This window comes from uncultured Paraglaciecola sp. (genome assembly GCF_963977085.1).
Lineage (GTDB): Bacteria > Pseudomonadota > Gammaproteobacteria > Enterobacterales > Alteromonadaceae > Paraglaciecola.
Genome location: NZ_CAXBNC010000001.1, coordinates 447941 through 464762, shown reverse-complemented (window position 1 = coordinate 464762; position 16822 = coordinate 447941). Strand labels below are relative to the sequence as shown.

Sequence of the window (16822 nt, the reverse complement as noted above, 5' to 3'; positions counted from 1 at the left end):
TTAATGCAAGAATGGCTTCAATATGTAAGAAAATTCGTGCAGAATTTGACCTTAAGTCTACCTAGAAAAATACCAGCAATCAAAGACATTTGTATCTATAATGTTTCGAGTTTATGTATTAAAGAAGTTAGGGCGACTTAGCTGTCCGAAACCTGTAATGTGTTTTATATATTGGCTGCACTGGGAACAATAATTATGCTTGAACGTCCATGGAAATCGGTAGGGAAAACAGATATTGGCACTATTAGAAAAGTTAATGAAGATGGATTTTTAGACAGTTCTCAACAAGGCATGTGGTGTGTGGCCGATGGAATGGGTGGGCATGCTAAAGGTGATGTAGCCAGCAAAATGATAGTTAATAGTTTGCAGGATATAGCCAATACAAATAGTTATCCCCTGGGTACTCAGCAAATCGCCCATGTATTGCAGGACGTTAATAGTCGATTAGTCTCAATGGCGAGTGAGAAACAAGCAGTTATTGGAAGTACGGTAGTTGTACTGCTTTTTGACCATCAATTTGCCCACTGTATTTGGGCGGGTGATAGCCGAATTTATCGGGTACGTAATAATAAACTAACCCGACTTACCCAAGATCATAGTCAAGTTGAAGAGTTGGTGCAGAAAGGACTTTTAACACCTGAAGAAGCCGAACGTCATCCAAATGCTAATGTTATCACTCGCGCTGTTGGTGCAAGTGAAGAGTTAGACTTGGATGTAGTTAGCGATGTTAGGCTAGACGGGGATAAATATTTTTTATGTAGTGACGGTCTAAACAAAGTTATTGATGATGCCGAGATTGAGCAACTTTTATTGAGCACACCATTAGAATCTATTGCGCCACTATTAATAAAAATGTCATTGGAACGCAAAGCTCGGGATAATGTCACTGTAATAGTTGTTGATAATCAACAGTCTTTAGAGATCATGGATGGAAGTAAAAATATTCATACTAACCAATCAAACTTAGACGATACCTTACCTCTAACTCGATGAGCTAAGTCAGTCGTTAATAACTTTCTTGGTTCTCATCAGCAAGTAAAAAAGAATAGTAGTTATCTGTTGGCGGCATCCCAGAAAAATAGCGTATTTGAGGGTTTGTGCCTTCGGTATTTCCCATCGACCAAATTGACATATTCACATTTTGCTTATTTAGTAACATGTGTAAGAAAGACTCATTACCTAGTGTAAAATCAAGTGAATCAATATCTGTAACACAAGCAAGCTCCATGACTGAGGTGACGGGTTTTGTACCTGCACTTTGGCAGTTTGATTCTTGCAGGCTTTGATATATCTCATTTAAAACGACTGTTATTTCGTCGAGATCAGGCTTGATATTTTCCAATAGACTTAAAGCAAAGTCTTCTCCAACCTCATGTATCAGATCAATTTTTCGAGCGAGTATAAAGGGGTTAACTTCTGATTCAGCTTGGCAAACCACTGTAAAAGGGTAACAGCGGCCGGCTTTATCTACGCTTGGCATGACAAAGCCTGCAACCGGAGTGTGACTTGCGTCATCTTGGCTAATAACAAAACGCCATATTGGGCTATTAAAGTACCTGTTTCGCCATGACTCACCTAACTGATCCCGAGATGAGCTAAGTGACTGTAATACCCAATTATCCCAATATTTTATAAATTCAGGACTGACATTACGTTGTACAAAATCGCCATAACCAGGTAGTTTTCCAAAAAATCCAATTTTCATTATATATCACTAAAATTCATTGATGCATTTGAAGTTAGACAACTGAGATATGATCAAAGGGTTCATTCTGCCATTGCCAGTAATTTCATATATTGCTTCATATTCATTTTTCGTAAATGTCACTTCTATCTTATTTTCATTTACCCTTTTACGCTTAGCTTCATCTATCAGCTTAAATAGCGCGAATAAACCACTCTTGCTTTCACCTACATCACTACCATCACGACGCTCAAAGGCAAACTGACTACTTGACCCAAAGTCCTGTGGTGGCCATACAATATTTGTGCTCGAAGGACGACCAAATTGATAACTCATAGTTTGACCATGTATCGACATTTTGAATTTCGATAATCGAGAATCTAAGTAAATAGGTTTAAAGGCCAAAGTCAGTTGAGGATTATCACTATCATTAACAAATAAACTATCGCGTATTTTGTTTATGTTTTCAAAAAAGGGCAAAACATCGTCGCTAAAACCATAGGTTCTTGCAACGTTTTCTTTCCATTGATAGGGATAGGAATTACTTCTGATTAAAGGTTGTATGTGTTTAGTGAAAAACTGATAAATACTGCCTGATGACCCAAACAATTGAGATAAATCTCTTAGACCCGCATCTGTTTTAGCTGAGCGTTCAAAGGGGTATTTAAATTTAATCGTATCAGTACACTTGTTTAAAACACTTTGTTGCCAAAGCTTAGCAATTTTGAGTCTTTGGGTTTGGTCACGCATTGCCTTTATATTGGTTGCCAATTCCTCGCCCCACCGATTCAATGGTGCTGGTTGGCTATAAGCAAAGGCTTGCAAAGGTTTTAGAACGTTGTCGTTAACACTCACGTCCTCATTTCTTAAATCAAAGTTTAAGGAAACTGAAATATCGGAAACTATGGTTGTCATTTTTTGTAGCACTATTGCTTTTTGTTCTTTGTCTAAGAGTTCATGCAATTGGCTAAACTGTGAGGTAATTAAATATTCTGGGGTATCAGTACTACGTAAACTGTTTAATCTGTTGGCTTTACTCATAGCTCTGTCGGCCGCTGCAGATAAATTTGCTAACTTTGATTCAGAGCTTATTTCTACGAGTTTTGTTGCCTGAGATACAGATTCAAGTAATTGAAACAACGGGGAGTTTAGTCCGCCAGCCAGTTTCAATGCTGAATCTAACGCAGCCATATTTGAAGTTTGTTTGACAGATACGGACTGCAACAAGTCTTTCCAAGTATTGACATAGTCTCTTGCATAGGATTTTTCGAGCTGTGTGGTTAATGCACCTTTGTTAATGACATTACCTTCACCTAAAATCCAGGTTTCTGTTTCGAGTTGATCTAAATAGTCTTTAATTTCACTACTTAATACCTGTGAGAAAATTTCTGGTGTAAAAAAGTGAGGAACCGTTTGAATATCGTCTTTTGATGTTGTTAACAATGTACGCCAGTCTGATCCGGCTAATTGCGCCATTGATAACATATTTTCCGACTTGTTCATGTAGGCTATTTTAAACTGTTCGTAATAAATATCGGATACGGATTGTGATTGTAAGATTCGTCTCGAATCATCTACTAATGAATTATCTACACTCGCCAGTGACATATCATTTTTTACGAGATTATTAACATGGGCACTCACCTGTACGTATTCAGTATTAGTGAAAAATGCCTGATTATTAAGGTTTTTGTGTAACCAATAGACTAGAAAAACACGGTCTCTTTTATCCGCATTTGCAAGCATAAGATAAGCTTTTAGGGCCTGGTACTTTTCGCTTATATCGTCACTATTTCTTAGCTGAAGCTCAACCTGTTTTTTTACATAAGGCATCAGAACTGATGACAATAGCCTGTTATAGCTAGCCGTGAGAGCATTTTCTAATGAACTCGATTGAGATAGGCCTAAGCCTGAAAACTCAGTTTCACTTTTTTCAACAAAGGCAGCAATGTTATCGGAAAAGTCATTTAGGGCGGGTATATAGGTTCTTAAATCAGCGCCACTAGAAACTGAAGTCTCATACTGTTTACTCCAGTTATCTACAGATAATTCACTTGACTCAATATAACGTGAATTGTTACCAAAGCTAATAAAGAAGCCTATAACAAGCAATAAGGTCACTACTCCAGCCGTGGCCATAGTGATACGTTTAATCAAACTTTTACGTTTATCATGGCCAACTAACACACCAAATTGATCAGACTCTGGGAAGATAACCTGTTGCAATAACTCCTTAATAAAATAGCTTCGCTGATCATTATTCCATAAGGCTTTTGCTTTGTTTTTTAATCCAAAGGCTGATGATACTTTCGCTATAATGCGGTCAATTGGCGCACCACTTTGTGTTCCGCTGGTAAAGTAAATGCCTCTAACTATCCCTGTTGTTAATCTATCATCAAGTTTAGCCAAATTGCCGACTATGTTGTCTAGTGTGGGTTTTAAAGAAGAAAATTGATCACTAAAACTATAAATAAGTGACTTACGGTTGGGATCCCTTTCTAACGAGATTCGCTGCCACTGACGTCTGGTTACAGACTGGGTTAGTTGTCTATACTCTTCGGAAAAATGCGTTAATATATCGCCTTGGATACTATCCTCTTTTGAGAATGTAATACCAAACGTCTGTTCTCTCTCTTTGTGTGAAAACGTCTCATAAAATTGACTAAAGCCAGCAAGCATATCTGACTTTGTAATAATGATATAAACAGGAAATCTGGTCTTAAAAAAGTCATTCACTTCTGCAATGCGTTTTTTCATTTGCAAGATATGTTGACTCATTTCATATTCATTCATACTCATCAAGTCAGACATACTAAAACTGACCAATAAACCACTGATTGGCTTACGACGATATTTTTTAATTAAACCTAAAAAGTTATTCCAACCTGTCTGATCTGCTTTTTGATGACTATCTTGTGAACTATAGCGGCCAGCCGTGTCCAACAATACGGCATCTTGGGTGATCCACCAGTCACAGTTTTTAGTCCCCCCAACGCCTTGCACCGCTTGGTTTCCAAGCTCATTAAATAATGGAAACTGTAAACCAGAATTAGATAATAAAGTGGTTTTTCCGCTTCCTGGAGAACCAATTATCATATACCAAGGAATATCAGTAAGGGTGTTTTGCCCCCCCTTTTTGTTTTTTAATAACTTGAAAGCTTCATCAAATTTACTTTTTAATTCTGCAGATTCAGAGTTAATAACATCGTTAAGTCCATCTTCTTCGGTGATGTCTTTCACTAAATTTTGTTGTTTCTTCATTTGTTGGTGATATTTAATAAATTGCACAATTAAATAAATAAACAACACTACAAGAATAACGATAATTCGCGTGCTTAACGCTGCTAACGGGTAGATTTCTGCAAAAGCAAAGTAAGGCCCAGCAAATAAAATAAATAACGAAAAAAGTAGAAAGAAGACGATTGGAATAAACCATCTACTAGAAGTGATTGCTTTAATTTTTTCCATTATATGAGTTCATCCTTCAAAATCAGAGTCAGTTCAACACGGCGGTTAATGCTTCGATTGTAATCGCTATCGTCGCTTACTAATGGTTGTGTATCAGCAACCCCTCTCGTCATGGTATTAAACAATTGTTGGTTACTTGTTGTTAACCATTTAGCAATGGCTTCTGCTCTTTTACGGGATATAACCCAATTTGAATCTGGCTTACCTGTGGAGTCGGTATGTCCAACGACCAATACTCGATCCGCATAATTTTTAATGGCATTCACCAATACATTGACATCTGGCAGTGAACTTTCATTAATTACGCTACTGCCTGACTTAAATAAACTTGTACTAATAAAGCGTATAAAAATTTGATCATTCCTTACATCAACGGACACTATTTTGTTGTCGATGTAGACGCTCAATGCTTGCTTCAGTGAATTGGCAACTTTATTTATATCAATAGGATTCGGCTGTATGTTGACTGGTTGAGTTATCGGTTGCTCCCAGCCAATGGATTCTATTTTTTGGTATAGAGGTTCTACTTTTGCTTTTAAACTGGATAAAAACGCAATATACACAGCGATTAAAATGAACCCAAGAATTAGGAAAAATACTGGAAGTGGGAACCCCTTAACAAAACCTGTTTTTAAATCGCCTACTCCTTGCCAACTAGGAGACAAATCACGGCTAATAGGGCGAGTCTGTTCTATTGGTCGATATAATCTCTGGCTTATTTCCAGTAATTCAGATTCGCCTTGTTTTGAAAGTCGATATTTCCCACAAAATCCTGATGATAAGCAGACGTAACATAACTCGATTAAATCAATGTTGCGCTGCGGCTGTTCCAATAGTTTATTTACGATGAGAAAAAACTTCTCTCCACCGGATGTTTCATTGTGATACTTACTGAGTAAGGTTTGATTACTCCAAGCACTATCTGATCCCCAAGGCGTCGAGAGTACCAATTCATCAAGTAAACAACATATGAGATAACGCGCGGTAAGTGCTACTTCTGTGCTCAAATTAAATTGATTAAGTTGTTGGTCAAATTTGGTAATTAAAGTTTCGATATCTCTGCGTAGTTGTTCAATACTATTGCTCGGCTCCAAGGAGCGAATATGACTTGCCAAAATTATCAAGTCACTTGCCGAAGACAGAATTATATTTTCCCCATCAAATTGTGCAGAGGCATTTAAATTCACTTGAACTGTCTGACTACTGGGCGGAGTCGGCTCTGATGGAGAAGGTCGGAACGTTTGTGTGTTTCCTGATTTCCGTCGTCCACCTGGATTCGGAATAATCATAGTCCTATCTTCGTCTTGCATTTTTATTTGCTCCTGATGGCCCAAAGTTCAATTTTCAAATTTGGAAACTTGGTCCCTACATGTAATGCGATGCCACCAGACTCTGTTAAGGCGGTCCAATATTCTCCATTCTGAATCAATTCATAATAAATAAAATTACGTTGATAAGGAATTTCTCGTGGTGCTACTGCTAAGTTATTAAGCTGAATACCAGGTAATTGCACATTGACCAGTTCTTTGATTTGTTCAATTGCCCCAATTTTAATTTGCGCTTGAAAATATTTTCGAAGCTCTTCAGTTGAAAGGTCTGAGGTGACCGCAAGTATAAAGGAGGCAGAAGAAAATAATGTTTTGTCTGCAATCACACCAACACTGATTCCATATTGCTTTTCTTGTAAAGGAATGTTGATCGAATTTTGCTCTAGCACAACGCTGAAGACTTGTCTTAGCTCTTCAATTAAGGTGCTAAATACCTGTGTTAGGTTGCTGTGCTGATAGCTTGGCAAGTCAGGAGTGACTTTATCGGCTTTAATAAATGTGCTCATATCCCCAATGAGGCCAATAAACTTCTCATACAATTCGTAAGGGGCTAAGGCTTCTGCTTGATCTAAATTTATTAAGATAGGTGAGTGTCGATTAAGCGTCTGCAACATCAAAAAGTCGGTTACTTCAGTCGTTGTCGCTTTTCCTGCTACTGATACACGTGACGCAAGTGCACTAATACGATGTTTAACCAGTTTTACCAATTCACTTATAAAACTAGAGATGTAAGAATTGCACTTAATATTGACACTAGGAGCAATAAAACTGGGTTGTAAGCTAACGTTATTACTAGTGCTTACATCTTCTATAAAGGCGATGGGGATACAACTAAACTCATTATTGTCATCTTTATCAGTACGTAAACAAAAACTCAGCCCAGATACTTCGACGATTTGTTGCGTTGAAGATATACCAGATATATCTCTTGCTTCATGTTCGGCTATTGAGTATCGGCTATGAATTACGCTGTCACGGGATGTTTCTGTATTACCGTTACGCCTAATTGGAACCGCTAGATAGATAGTTGAATTCAAAAAATCTTCATTGATATCGATAGCCATAGGCAAGCTATCGATACTCGGAAAATTAAAATAACTGCCGTCTGGTAAAATACCTTCTGCTGAATTGATACAAAACTTACCATTTTTTAAATGTGTTTTATCAATTTCAATAGAGGATATCCCCCAAAAATGGGGTCGGCATAAAGAAATGTTATATCTTAACTGAGATTCATGATATCTGGATTGTTGCTGAAAATGATGGGGTTGAAGCATCATCCCTTCTGACCAAATTACCTTCTTTTCCCATGCCATATAAACGGATCCTTTATTTATTTTTTATATTAATATTTAAATTTCAACTACTCGAACAGATAATTTCTCGATTTTAAATTCGATTCCAGAGTTTCTCCAGAAACTGCCCTCTGGCACTTCTTTAATAGTCCGCCACGTCACCATGTCGGTACTGCGATAACCCACCACTACACCAATATATTTAGCATTTTCAGAAATTTTTAATTCGACTTCTTTTTTACTGCCGGGATCAATTAAATACTCATTTAAAGTGATGTATTCTGTTCCAAGGGCATTATGGTTACTTTCAAAAAGTGCATCGTAGCTAGCGTTTTCAAAATTGATTCTATTGGTTAACTGATATATCCGCACAATAACAGACGATGGACGGCCTGCTATGTCAGGGTTGATATCCTTAGAAGCGGTAATGTAATAGTTAAAGTCCACTGTGTTTTCAGTAGTATTTGAACAGGCTAGAAGTTGCAAACATAAAAATATGATACCGATTTTTGATATGTGCCTTAACATGTTTTTTCCTTTTATTTGTCAGTCTTATAACGATTAATATGTGATTGATATGAATCTGAGAAATAAGTACCGAGTACCTCATTAAGATTCTCTTTTACACTCTTTGCAAGCAAAGGATGTTTTTCTTTATAAATTTTCCAGCACTGTGAATTAGAGTTTAATCCTTTAAACATTTGGGATTTGTTATTCACTTGAGCTTCAATGCCCTCTGGGGCCAGTTGCGCTAGCACTCCATCTAAGGTGCCTTGTAAACCTGACATAAATGCCATTTGGTGTAATTGAATATCCTGCATGGCTTCATCATAAGAGTTCCCTACAGACATGTACCCCTTTTTTTTCTTAACCAATAGCATTTCTAGGGTATCAACGGGATCAATTGAAAATTTTATCGGGTTATTAGATTTGGGCTGTATAAGTGTTGCTGACATCCGCGATTCTTGTTTAAAGGCCGTTCTACTCGCTAATAGCGACATGAGTCCTTGGGTTGTTGATAACAAGATGGTCGCGATATCTTCGGCAAAAGTGTCTTGATCAATGGATGCCTTAAATTCTTTTGATAGCCCTAGTTTTTCATACAAGGAGCTAAAAAAATCATCGTTAGTATTTTTAGAATTGGCCTCGGCACTCACACTTTGCTTTACATTATCAGGAGTGGGTGGGCTAGTTTCTTGAGGCATTGCCCTGACAATAGGCTTTTCTTCAAAGATTGGTGAATTGTATTCAGGTATAGGCTCAGGTGCACTCTGAGGCAGATCAGGTTGCACCTGTACATTAGTTTCCGGGCTTACTTCATTCACAATTGGCGGAACTGGATCCTCGGATTTAATGGGTGTTTCAAAATCACTAACGGAAGACATTGAATCAAACATCTCCCAATCATCTGGTATAAGCGCATCATCGGATTTAATGTTAGGAGTAATGGCATTGTTTTCAGAAATCACATCAAAAGGAGATGAGGGTTCACTTGTATTAAATGGGTTGGATTGCTCATTAACATTCGAAAACTGGTTTTCAGAGGGGGAATTAATTGGTGCCGATAAAATATCTCCTAAGCCTAGATCACTTTCTGGTTTTGGCGTATCGAGTATGTCTGGTACTGGAGTACTTTCAGGCATTTGGAATGGAGATTGTTGCCCTTGAAATGGGTCTTGGGCCGGCTCTTGTTTTGGTGCTGTAGCTGCATTTGAGTCCATGACTAAACCCAATAAATCCCCATTATTTGTTTGCGTTTGAAAAGGGTTAACCCCAACGTCATCTAGGTTAATTTCTTCAACCTTAACAACGTGTTTTCCAATTACAAGTGTATCCGAAGCCTGAAGCATATGCTCATTGCCGTGACCCAATGGTGTGCCAGCACTATTAATAATCACACCATTGCTACTGACATCCGTTAATACAAACTGTTGATTTCTAAATGTGATAACTAAGTGCTTTTTGGAAACGAATCTATCGCTATCTATTAACGTCCAATCACAATCATCAGACCGTCCAATGGAACCGCCTACTCCTGTAAAGTTATAGTTATCGTTCTGACCTGTTTCACTGCCTGATACAATTTTAAGTTTCAAATATGGCATAACTAAAACCTAATCCCTCCTGTCAATTTATACTGAAGCATAACGTTAAATCCACATACTAATATCGCAGTTATCTTCCGATGATAGCAATAAAAGTTCAATTAGGTAATAAGCACTTCGGGCAAGAAATAAACTAATTTCCGCTTGTTAAAAATTTTCCTATAAATAGTGGTCTCTATTATGAATTTAGTATGATCATTTAGGTAAATTTTTAAGTTTTTGCATCATTATGCGTATTTTCCGAAAGCGTTAAATAACTTTCTAGCGCTACCTTAGGGCACCATCACTTTTGTACATCCAGGGTTAGTAATTGAGATTACTCCCGCGAAAGTGCACATACACTTACTTGAATTATTTAAGGCAGGAAAATTAGCTATCATCACTGTAGCTGAGCCTGGTGTCCATGGCCCTGGTGTCACAGGTGTACAAGGCATCGGGGTCAACACTCCCAGCGCAGCAGCAGTGGCTGCAGCAACTGCTGGGTTGGCTGGAGACTTACACATTCCGAAAGGCATAATATTAACAAAAGGTTTATTATCCATAATGTTAGCTGCAGGTTTACCTTCAGCCATCGTTCTATTCTGAGGTAGCACCATTAATGAGCTAGGAGCTACTCCCATAGTGCACATTAAACTGGCGCCCATGTTTACCTGTATAGCCATGTTTATCCTCCACTTTAATTATCAGATGAATATTTAATTACAGCACCATAGCCAAATTTGGGCTAATTATTCTAATTAACTTTAACCACGCTTCCTTTGATCGTCGCCACTCCTCCGGCTTCAAAGTTACCCATAGCGCCGGCTTTTACTTTAGTATTTGCACCAGACGCAGCATCTAAGTTTTTACCTGCATCAATTTTAACGTCACCTGAAGTTTCTATTGCTATGCCTGCAGAGCTAATTGCAATGGTTGAGCCACCGACCTTTAACGTGATGTTATCAGATGCCTCTATACAAATATTGGTGCCTTTAATGAAACTGTCATCTGTCACTTGCATTGAGTGATTGGATTTGAATACTTCTGCTACATCTCCCGTGACAGTTAACGAAAGCGATTTTTTTACTTTTTTCGCTTCTTTCCCTACTACTTCAAGATGCCTATCTTTACCAATTTTCTCAACGTGATCGGCTTTGACTTCTTCGCTTCGATTATTTTCAACTAACTCAACTTGATCATTTTTAACAATCAAATGCCGGTCATTTCCTATTGTTTCAAAACAATCATTTTTAATATTGATATCTTGGTTTTTTTCGCCGTGTACAAATATCTGTTCTTCGCCCTTTTTGTCTTCTAGACGAATTTCATTAAAGCCACCGCCACCTTTACTGGAACGTGACTTAACGCCAGACATAGTGGCATTCGCAGGTAAGTCATAGGGTGGCATAGTGCTGCCGTTATAGACGCTGCCAATCACAATAGGGTTATCTGGATCACCATGGATAAAATCAATTAATACTTCTTGTCCAATTCGGGGGATTTGGATGGCTCCCCAGTTTTTACCTGCCCAAGTTTGCGAAACCCTAATCCAGCATGAGCTTTTTTCATCTGCTTTAGCGTATCGATCCCAATGAAACAGTACTTTTATTCGACCGTATTTATCTGTCCATATTTCCTCACCACTTTTTCCAACTACTATCGCAGTTTGCGGGCCAGAAATTTTAGGTTTGACTGCTAGACATTGGGGTCTATAAACAACTTTTGCGGGAATGGCGGTAAAAGTCGAAGTAAAAAGCTCTTCAGTTACACCAGAAGAATCAGCAAAATATTCCTCAGATTTTAAGACACATAAAAATTTCACTACTAAGTAGGTGTCATTTTGATCGTCTCGGTGATGATCAATTAATTTAAATTGACTACCAGCGAACAAGTTTCTGGCATTACCTTCACAATATTTCTGATCATAATGAACGTTTTCTTTTTCCATTAAGATTTTTGTATAGTTATTTCCCTTAGATTGTTCGGTATATTTTCCTGGGTAATTAAACTTTTGCAAAGAAGATAACGAGCCAGTTTTGGGATCCGCAGTAACCGAGCTGAGGTTTTTAGAAGGGGTAGTGAAATCAAAATCTCCTAAGCTCACCCCTCCAGTACGAATCTTCCTATAGTTCTCCCATTTCACAATTCCTTCAACATCAATAATATTAGAACTTTCCTCTTTTTCATAAAAAGGAATGTCACCAACATTAGGTTGTACTGAACTGTCGTCGGCCAACACCATAGAGTGCTTACCATTGGTGTGTGTGAAATAATAATAAATGCCTTCTTGTTCCATTATTCTGGATACAAAATTGAAATCACTTTCATTGTATTGAACTACATACTCTTGGGGAGTATATGTGCCTGTTAATTGATTTTCATAGTCTGAAAAACCAAGGTCTTCGAAAACGGCTTTAATAATATCGGGATAGGTTTTTTCCTGAAAAATTCGACAATTTTCGCTTAATGTCAGCAGCCAAAACCAAGGCTTGACTACTGCACCGAAACAGGCTGTTCTGCCGATATTTTCTTTTTGGAAAAACTCTGTCACTATGCCGTTGAAAAAACGGCTCTCGTTTTCAGTTTCCAAACGAATAGTGACATTTTGACCAAGAATATCGTCTAAAGATATTTCTTCATCATCACTTACAAGTTCGACCTCTATGTTAAAAGGTCTGCCAAGTTCTTCAACAATCTCTGCTTTGCGTAGCAATAACTTGCCTTCTCCTAAAGGAGTTGAGATAGCTAATAAACTATTTGATCCTGACATTTTCATTTCCTGTAAGTTGCCACAAATGTTGTGGTTTTCTTTGCGCTAACTATACGCCTTGATTGTGATAATTTTCTCTTAATCTGGTGTACTTATGATAAGTGCCTTTTGTCACTATTTAACAAATGCATGATTATCTAAACAATGGCACTTAATAAAAAGCTAGGTTTTCAATTTTGAAATACATAACCAGAATATAAAGCATAGTCAAATTATTATGCGACTTCATGATAATAATTAATCAACCAATCCTACACTTCTTTGCAAAATAAGTAAGTAGAAGGTCAACCTACACACCTTGATAGCCTCCGATATTACAGCTAAATAGTGTTTTACCTTATCGAATAAATAACGTGAAAATTCAGTCAGAAAAATTTAACTTTGCATTCATCTTTATTTGTATTAGATTTGTATGAGTGAGAATCAGAACAGTCTAAGGAAAGTGCTAGATGGATTACGATCAAGATATTATCTCCGACATTCCGGGTGATTCTGTGTGCGGAATTAATCTTGAGGACGACTCCGGATTTCAAAACTTCTTCTTTGAGTCGCAAGGCACTCCTGAGCGATTTGATGGTCAATCCACCATTCCTGCAGAACCCCCTGAGTGGCGAACGGTAAAAAAGCAAGCAATTGAGTACTTAGCCAAGACACGAGATCTAAAATTGATCAGTGTACTTGCACAGGCCGTATTAAATACTGAAGGGCTTTACAAATTCGAACAATGCCTAAATGGTTTGTCTCATCAGGTTAAAGAACATTGGCAAGAATTATTTCCTGCACTAGACGAAGATGACGGCGATCCTCTTGAGCGAATATCGGCACTCGGACATCTTTCTGATAAAGACTTTGTCATTAACGTTATACGTCAACTACCTATTGCCCACTCTAAGGTTTTAGGCAATGTCACTCTACAGAAAATTGATCGGGCGGTTAGCCCTGGTGGTTCTAAAAATGAAGGTGACTTGGAACTCCCACAAATTATTGGAATATTTAAAGAATCCGACACCGAACAAAACACTGCGACCTACACTGTTGTTAATCAATGTATTACCCATCTAAACGAGATAAACAAAGCTTTTATTGAACAAGCAGGAAATGAATACAATGTTAACTTTGACGCTATCGTTAATGTTTTAACTGACCTTTCTAATTCACTGAAAAAATATGGAGATCTTCGTCTTGAGGTTGTTACTCAAACGGATGAAGGAGCTGATGCTTCAGAATCAGAGCAACAAAATGCTAACTCAGCAACTACCAATACTGCCACAGCCACTTCCTTTAATTTTGCAACTGATATGAAATTAGCCTCACGTAATGATGTAGAGAGATGTTTTGGTTTGATACTTAGCTATTACCAAGAATGTGAACCATCCAGCCCAGTGCCAATTTTAATAGGTCGAGCAAAGAAACTTGTTAACTCTGATTTCCTAGACATAGTGAAAGATATTTTTCCTGATGCACTAGAGCAAGTTCAAAAACTGGGAGGTATTTCCGACTCTGAACCCGATGTAAATACTGATGAAAGTTCAAGTTCGTCAGGTAGTTCTTGGTAAATAAAAAAATATAAAAACGACATTGGCTTGCAGAATTAACCAGCTAATTACTTTCATAATAGGAGAAATAACGTGTCTAGTGGTCAAAAATTTATAGGGCGTAATAGAGCGCCGAGAGTACAAATCGATTATGACGTAGAACTATATGGTGCTGAGAAAAAAGTACAGATACCTTTTGTAATGGGTGTAATGGCAGATTTAAGTGGTAATCCTGCAGAACCTTTAGCGCCGTTGTCTGAACGAAAAATATTAGAAATTGATGTTGATAATTTCGACGATAGATTAAAAGCCTCGAAGCCCAGAGTACAGCTAAGTGTGCCTAATACCCTAACCGGCGAAGGAAACCTACCGGTAGAAATGACTTTTGAAAGCATGGATGATTTTACGCCTGCTGCGATTGCCAAAAAAACTGATGGTCTTAAGCAATTGCTTGAAGCAAGAACACAGCTATCTAATTTAGTGACCTATATGGACGGAAAAGAAGGCGCTGAGCAATTAATTGCTAAAGCTCTAGCTGATCCAACTTTATTAGCAACGCTAAGTGCAGCACCTAAACAAGAAGAAAGTGGGGAGGAATAAAAAGTGGCTGAACAAGAAGCAACACAAACAGAAGAAACCGCATTTGCTGATCTTGATACCGACAGTTTTGCGTCGTTATTACAAAAAGAATTTAAACCCAAATCTGATCATGCAAAAACAGAAGTCGAAAAAGCAGTTAATACCCTTGCTGGTTATGCACTTGCAGATGCAAACATCATTTCTGAAGATACTGTTCATTCCATTGAAGCAATCATTGCTGAAATTGACAAAAAGCTAACAGCGCAAGTCAATCTTATTTTACATCATGAAGATTACCAAGCATTGGAAGGCACGTGGAGAGGCTTGCATTACTTAGTCAATAACACTGAAACTGACGAATTCCTCAAAGTACGCGTTTTTAATATTTCTAAAAAAGAGCTTGGCAAGAACCTTAAGAAATTTGCAGGTACAGCTTGGGATCAAAGTCCAATATTCAAGAAGTTTTATGAAGAAGAGTATGGCCAGTTTGGTGGCGAACCCTTTGGTGCAATTGTAGGAGACTATTATTTTGACAATAGTCCGGCTGATGTCAACTTACTTACCAATATGTCAAAAGTGTGTGCTGCATCACATTCTCCCTTTATAACGGCCGCGGCCCCTGGTTTATTACAACTAGATGACTGGAATGAGTTAAGTAATCCTCGAGATTTGACCAAAGTATTTTCAACACCTGACTTTGCTTCATTCAGATCTTTGCGTGAAACTGAAGATGCTAAGTATATTTCACTCACCATGCCAAGAGTTTTGTCACGCCTACCTTATGGCGACAAAACAGATCCCGTGGAAGAATTTGATTTTGAAGAAGACACAAGTGGACCTGATTCATCAAAATATGCATGGACCAATGCTGCCTATTCGATGGCTGTAAACATTAACCGTTCATTTAAAGAATATGGATGGTGTTCGCGTATCCGTGGTATTGAATCTGGTGGTGATGTACAAGGTTTACCAGTGCATACATTCCCAAGTGATGATGGCGGTGTTGACATGAAGTGCCCGACCGAAGTCGCCATTAGCGATCGTCGTGAAGCGGAGCTTTCAGCTTGTGGATTAATGCCACTTATTCATCGTAAGAATAGTGACATGGCAGCATTTATTGGCGCGCAATCATTGCAAAAGACTGCCGAGTACGATGATCCTGATGCAACAGCAAATGCTGCTCTAGCCGCACGCTTACCTTATTTATTTGCGACCTGTCGTTTTGCACATTATCTGAAATGTATTGTAAGAGACAAAGTAGGTTCGTTTAAAGAACGTGATGACATGGAAAGTTGGTTACAAAGCTGGGTTAATAATTATGTTGATGGAGATCCACAGAATTCAACAGAAGAAACTAAAGCACGTAAACCATTAGCAGGAGCTGAAGTTGTAGTAGAAGAAGTAGAAGGTAGCCCAGGATATTACAGTGCCAAGTTTTTCCTAAGGCCACATTATCAATTAGAAGGTTTGACAGCATCGTTGCGTTTGGTGTCTAAATTGCCTTCTGCAAAACAGTAAACTAAATTTAAATAGTTAAATCAAAGGAGAGTTATTATGGCTGTAGATATGTTTTTAGAGTTAGAAAAAATTGCAGGTGAAACCCAAGATGACAAGATGAGCGCAAAGGATGCCATGGACCTTCTCGCTTATAGCTGGGGAATATCTCAAAGTGGAACTACGCATTTAGGGTCTGGTAGTGGTGCTGGTAAAGTAAATGTGCAAGATCTTTCAATTACTAAATATGTGGATCTAGCGTCGCCGGTATTAATACAAAAATGTACTAAAGGTGACCATATTCCTACTGGTAAGTTAACTGTTCGTAAAGCGGGTGGTGAACAATTAGAGTACATAACAATTGAAATGAAAGATATCATCGTAACTTCTGTATCCACTGGCGGTTCAGGTGGTGAGGATCGATTGACTGAAAATGTTAGTTTGAATTTCAGTCAATATAAAATTGTTTACTCGGAACAACTTCCATCAGGAAAAGCTGGTAAACAGCCGGAATTTGCATACGATATTGCTGCAAACAAAACGTTGTAATCGCAATTGGCTACTCTTGTCAAAGAGTAGCCAAAC

General features: G+C 38.1%; 13 protein-coding genes. 5 read left to right on the top strand and 8 right to left on the bottom strand.

Translation table 11 applies throughout. The features are described from left to right. Nucleotides 1-195 precede the first annotated feature (195 nt). Complete coding sequence (locus AAC000_RS01955) at nt 196-993, top strand: protein phosphatase 2C domain-containing protein (protein WP_339719613.1); 798 nt, start codon at nt 196-198, stop codon at nt 991-993. 13 nt (nt 994-1006) lie between these two features. On the opposite strand, the gene tagF is transcribed toward AAC000_RS01955, so the two are convergent. From tagF to tssI, 8 genes are all read right to left on the bottom strand, one after another. Then, on the bottom strand, nt 1007-1705 hold the full coding sequence (gene tagF, locus AAC000_RS01950; protein WP_339719611.1) for a type VI secretion system-associated protein TagF: 699 nt from the start codon (nt 1703-1705) through the stop codon (nt 1007-1009). Nucleotides 1706-1714: 9 nt separating this feature from the next. Next, nucleotides 1715-5152: a type VI secretion system membrane subunit TssM gene (tssM, locus tag AAC000_RS01945; protein WP_339719608.1), complete on the bottom strand. Its 3438-nt coding sequence runs from the start codon at nt 5150-5152 to the stop codon at nt 1715-1717. After that, nucleotides 5152-6462, bottom strand: coding sequence for a type IVB secretion system protein IcmH/DotU (gene icmH / locus AAC000_RS01940; protein WP_339719606.1), 1311 nt, complete (start codon nt 6460-6462; stop codon nt 5152-5154). The genes tssM and icmH overlap by 1 nt, the downstream gene beginning before the upstream one ends. Nucleotides 6463-6464: 2 nt before the next feature. Beyond that, a complete protein-coding gene (gene tssK, locus AAC000_RS01935; RefSeq protein ID WP_339719605.1) occupies nt 6465-7796 on the bottom strand; it encodes a type VI secretion system baseplate subunit TssK in 1332 nt (443 codons plus the stop codon). 36 nt (nt 7797-7832) lie between these two features. After that, nucleotides 7833-8303, bottom strand: a complete 471-nt coding sequence (tssJ, locus tag AAC000_RS01930) for a type VI secretion system lipoprotein TssJ (RefSeq protein ID WP_339719603.1) — start codon at nt 8301-8303, stop codon at nt 7833-7835. Between the two features lie 11 nt (nt 8304-8314). Then, nucleotides 8315-9880 (bottom strand): type VI secretion system-associated FHA domain protein TagH, encoded by a 1566-nt coding sequence (gene tagH, locus AAC000_RS01925; RefSeq protein ID WP_339719601.1) that lies wholly within the window; start codon nt 9878-9880, stop codon nt 8315-8317. 272 nt (nt 9881-10152) lie between these two features. After that, complete coding sequence (locus AAC000_RS01920; RefSeq protein WP_339719600.1) at nt 10153-10542, bottom strand: DUF4280 domain-containing protein; 390 nt, start codon at nt 10540-10542, stop codon at nt 10153-10155. A gap of 71 nt (nt 10543-10613) precedes the next feature. Then, nucleotides 10614-12629 (bottom strand): type VI secretion system tip protein TssI/VgrG, encoded by a 2016-nt coding sequence (gene tssI, locus AAC000_RS01915; protein WP_339719598.1) that lies wholly within the window; start codon nt 12627-12629, stop codon nt 10614-10616. 449 nt (nt 12630-13078) lie between these two features. Here tssI and tssA point away from each other — a divergent pair, with 449 nt between their 5' ends. From tssA to AAC000_RS01895, 4 genes are all read left to right on the top strand, one after another. Beyond that, nucleotides 13079-14185, top strand: a complete 1107-nt coding sequence (gene tssA / locus AAC000_RS01910; protein ID WP_339719596.1) for a type VI secretion system protein TssA — start codon at nt 13079-13081, stop codon at nt 14183-14185. Nucleotides 14186-14257: 72 nt separating this feature from the next. Next, on the top strand, nt 14258-14764 hold the full coding sequence (gene tssB / locus AAC000_RS01905) for a type VI secretion system contractile sheath small subunit (RefSeq protein ID WP_339719595.1): 507 nt from the start codon (nt 14258-14260) through the stop codon (nt 14762-14764). Between the two features lie 3 nt (nt 14765-14767). Next, a complete protein-coding gene (tssC, locus tag AAC000_RS01900) occupies nt 14768-16261 on the top strand; it encodes a type VI secretion system contractile sheath large subunit (protein WP_339719593.1) in 1494 nt (497 codons plus the stop codon). Between the two features lie 36 nt (nt 16262-16297). Then, a complete protein-coding gene (locus tag AAC000_RS01895; RefSeq protein ID WP_339719591.1) occupies nt 16298-16786 on the top strand; it encodes a type VI secretion system tube protein Hcp in 489 nt (162 codons plus the stop codon). The last annotated feature ends 36 nt before the right edge of the window (nt 16787-16822 follow it).

Excerpts from the sequence above, each read along its gene's own strand:
- AAC000_RS01955 (WP_339719613.1), top strand. The coding sequence starts at position 196 with ATGCTTGAACGTCCATGGAAATCGGTAGGGAAAACAGATATTGGCACT.
- tagF (WP_339719611.1), bottom strand. The coding sequence starts at position 1,705 with ATGAAAATTGGATTTTTTGGAAAACTACCTGGTTATGGCGATTTTGTA.
- tssM (WP_339719608.1), bottom strand. The coding sequence starts at position 5,152 with ATGGAAAAAATTAAAGCAATCACTTCTAGTAGATGGTTTATTCCAATC.
- icmH (WP_339719606.1), bottom strand. The coding sequence starts at position 6,462 with ATGCAAGACGAAGATAGGACTATGATTATTCCGAATCCAGGTGGACGA.
- tssK (WP_339719605.1), bottom strand. The coding sequence starts at position 7,796 with ATGGCATGGGAAAAGAAGGTAATTTGGTCAGAAGGGATGATGCTTCAA.
- tssJ (WP_339719603.1), bottom strand. The coding sequence starts at position 8,303 with ATGTTAAGGCACATATCAAAAATCGGTATCATATTTTTATGTTTGCAA.
- tagH (WP_339719601.1), bottom strand. The coding sequence starts at position 9,880 with ATGCCATATTTGAAACTTAAAATTGTATCAGGCAGTGAAACAGGTCAG.
- AAC000_RS01920 (WP_339719600.1), bottom strand. The coding sequence starts at position 10,542 with ATGGCTATACAGGTAAACATGGGCGCCAGTTTAATGTGCACTATGGGA.
- tssI (WP_339719598.1), bottom strand. The coding sequence starts at position 12,629 with ATGTCAGGATCAAATAGTTTATTAGCTATCTCAACTCCTTTAGGAGAA.
- tssA (WP_339719596.1), top strand. The coding sequence starts at position 13,079 with ATGGATTACGATCAAGATATTATCTCCGACATTCCGGGTGATTCTGTG.
- AAC000_RS01895 (WP_339719591.1), top strand. The coding sequence starts at position 16,298 with ATGGCTGTAGATATGTTTTTAGAGTTAGAAAAAATTGCAGGTGAAACC.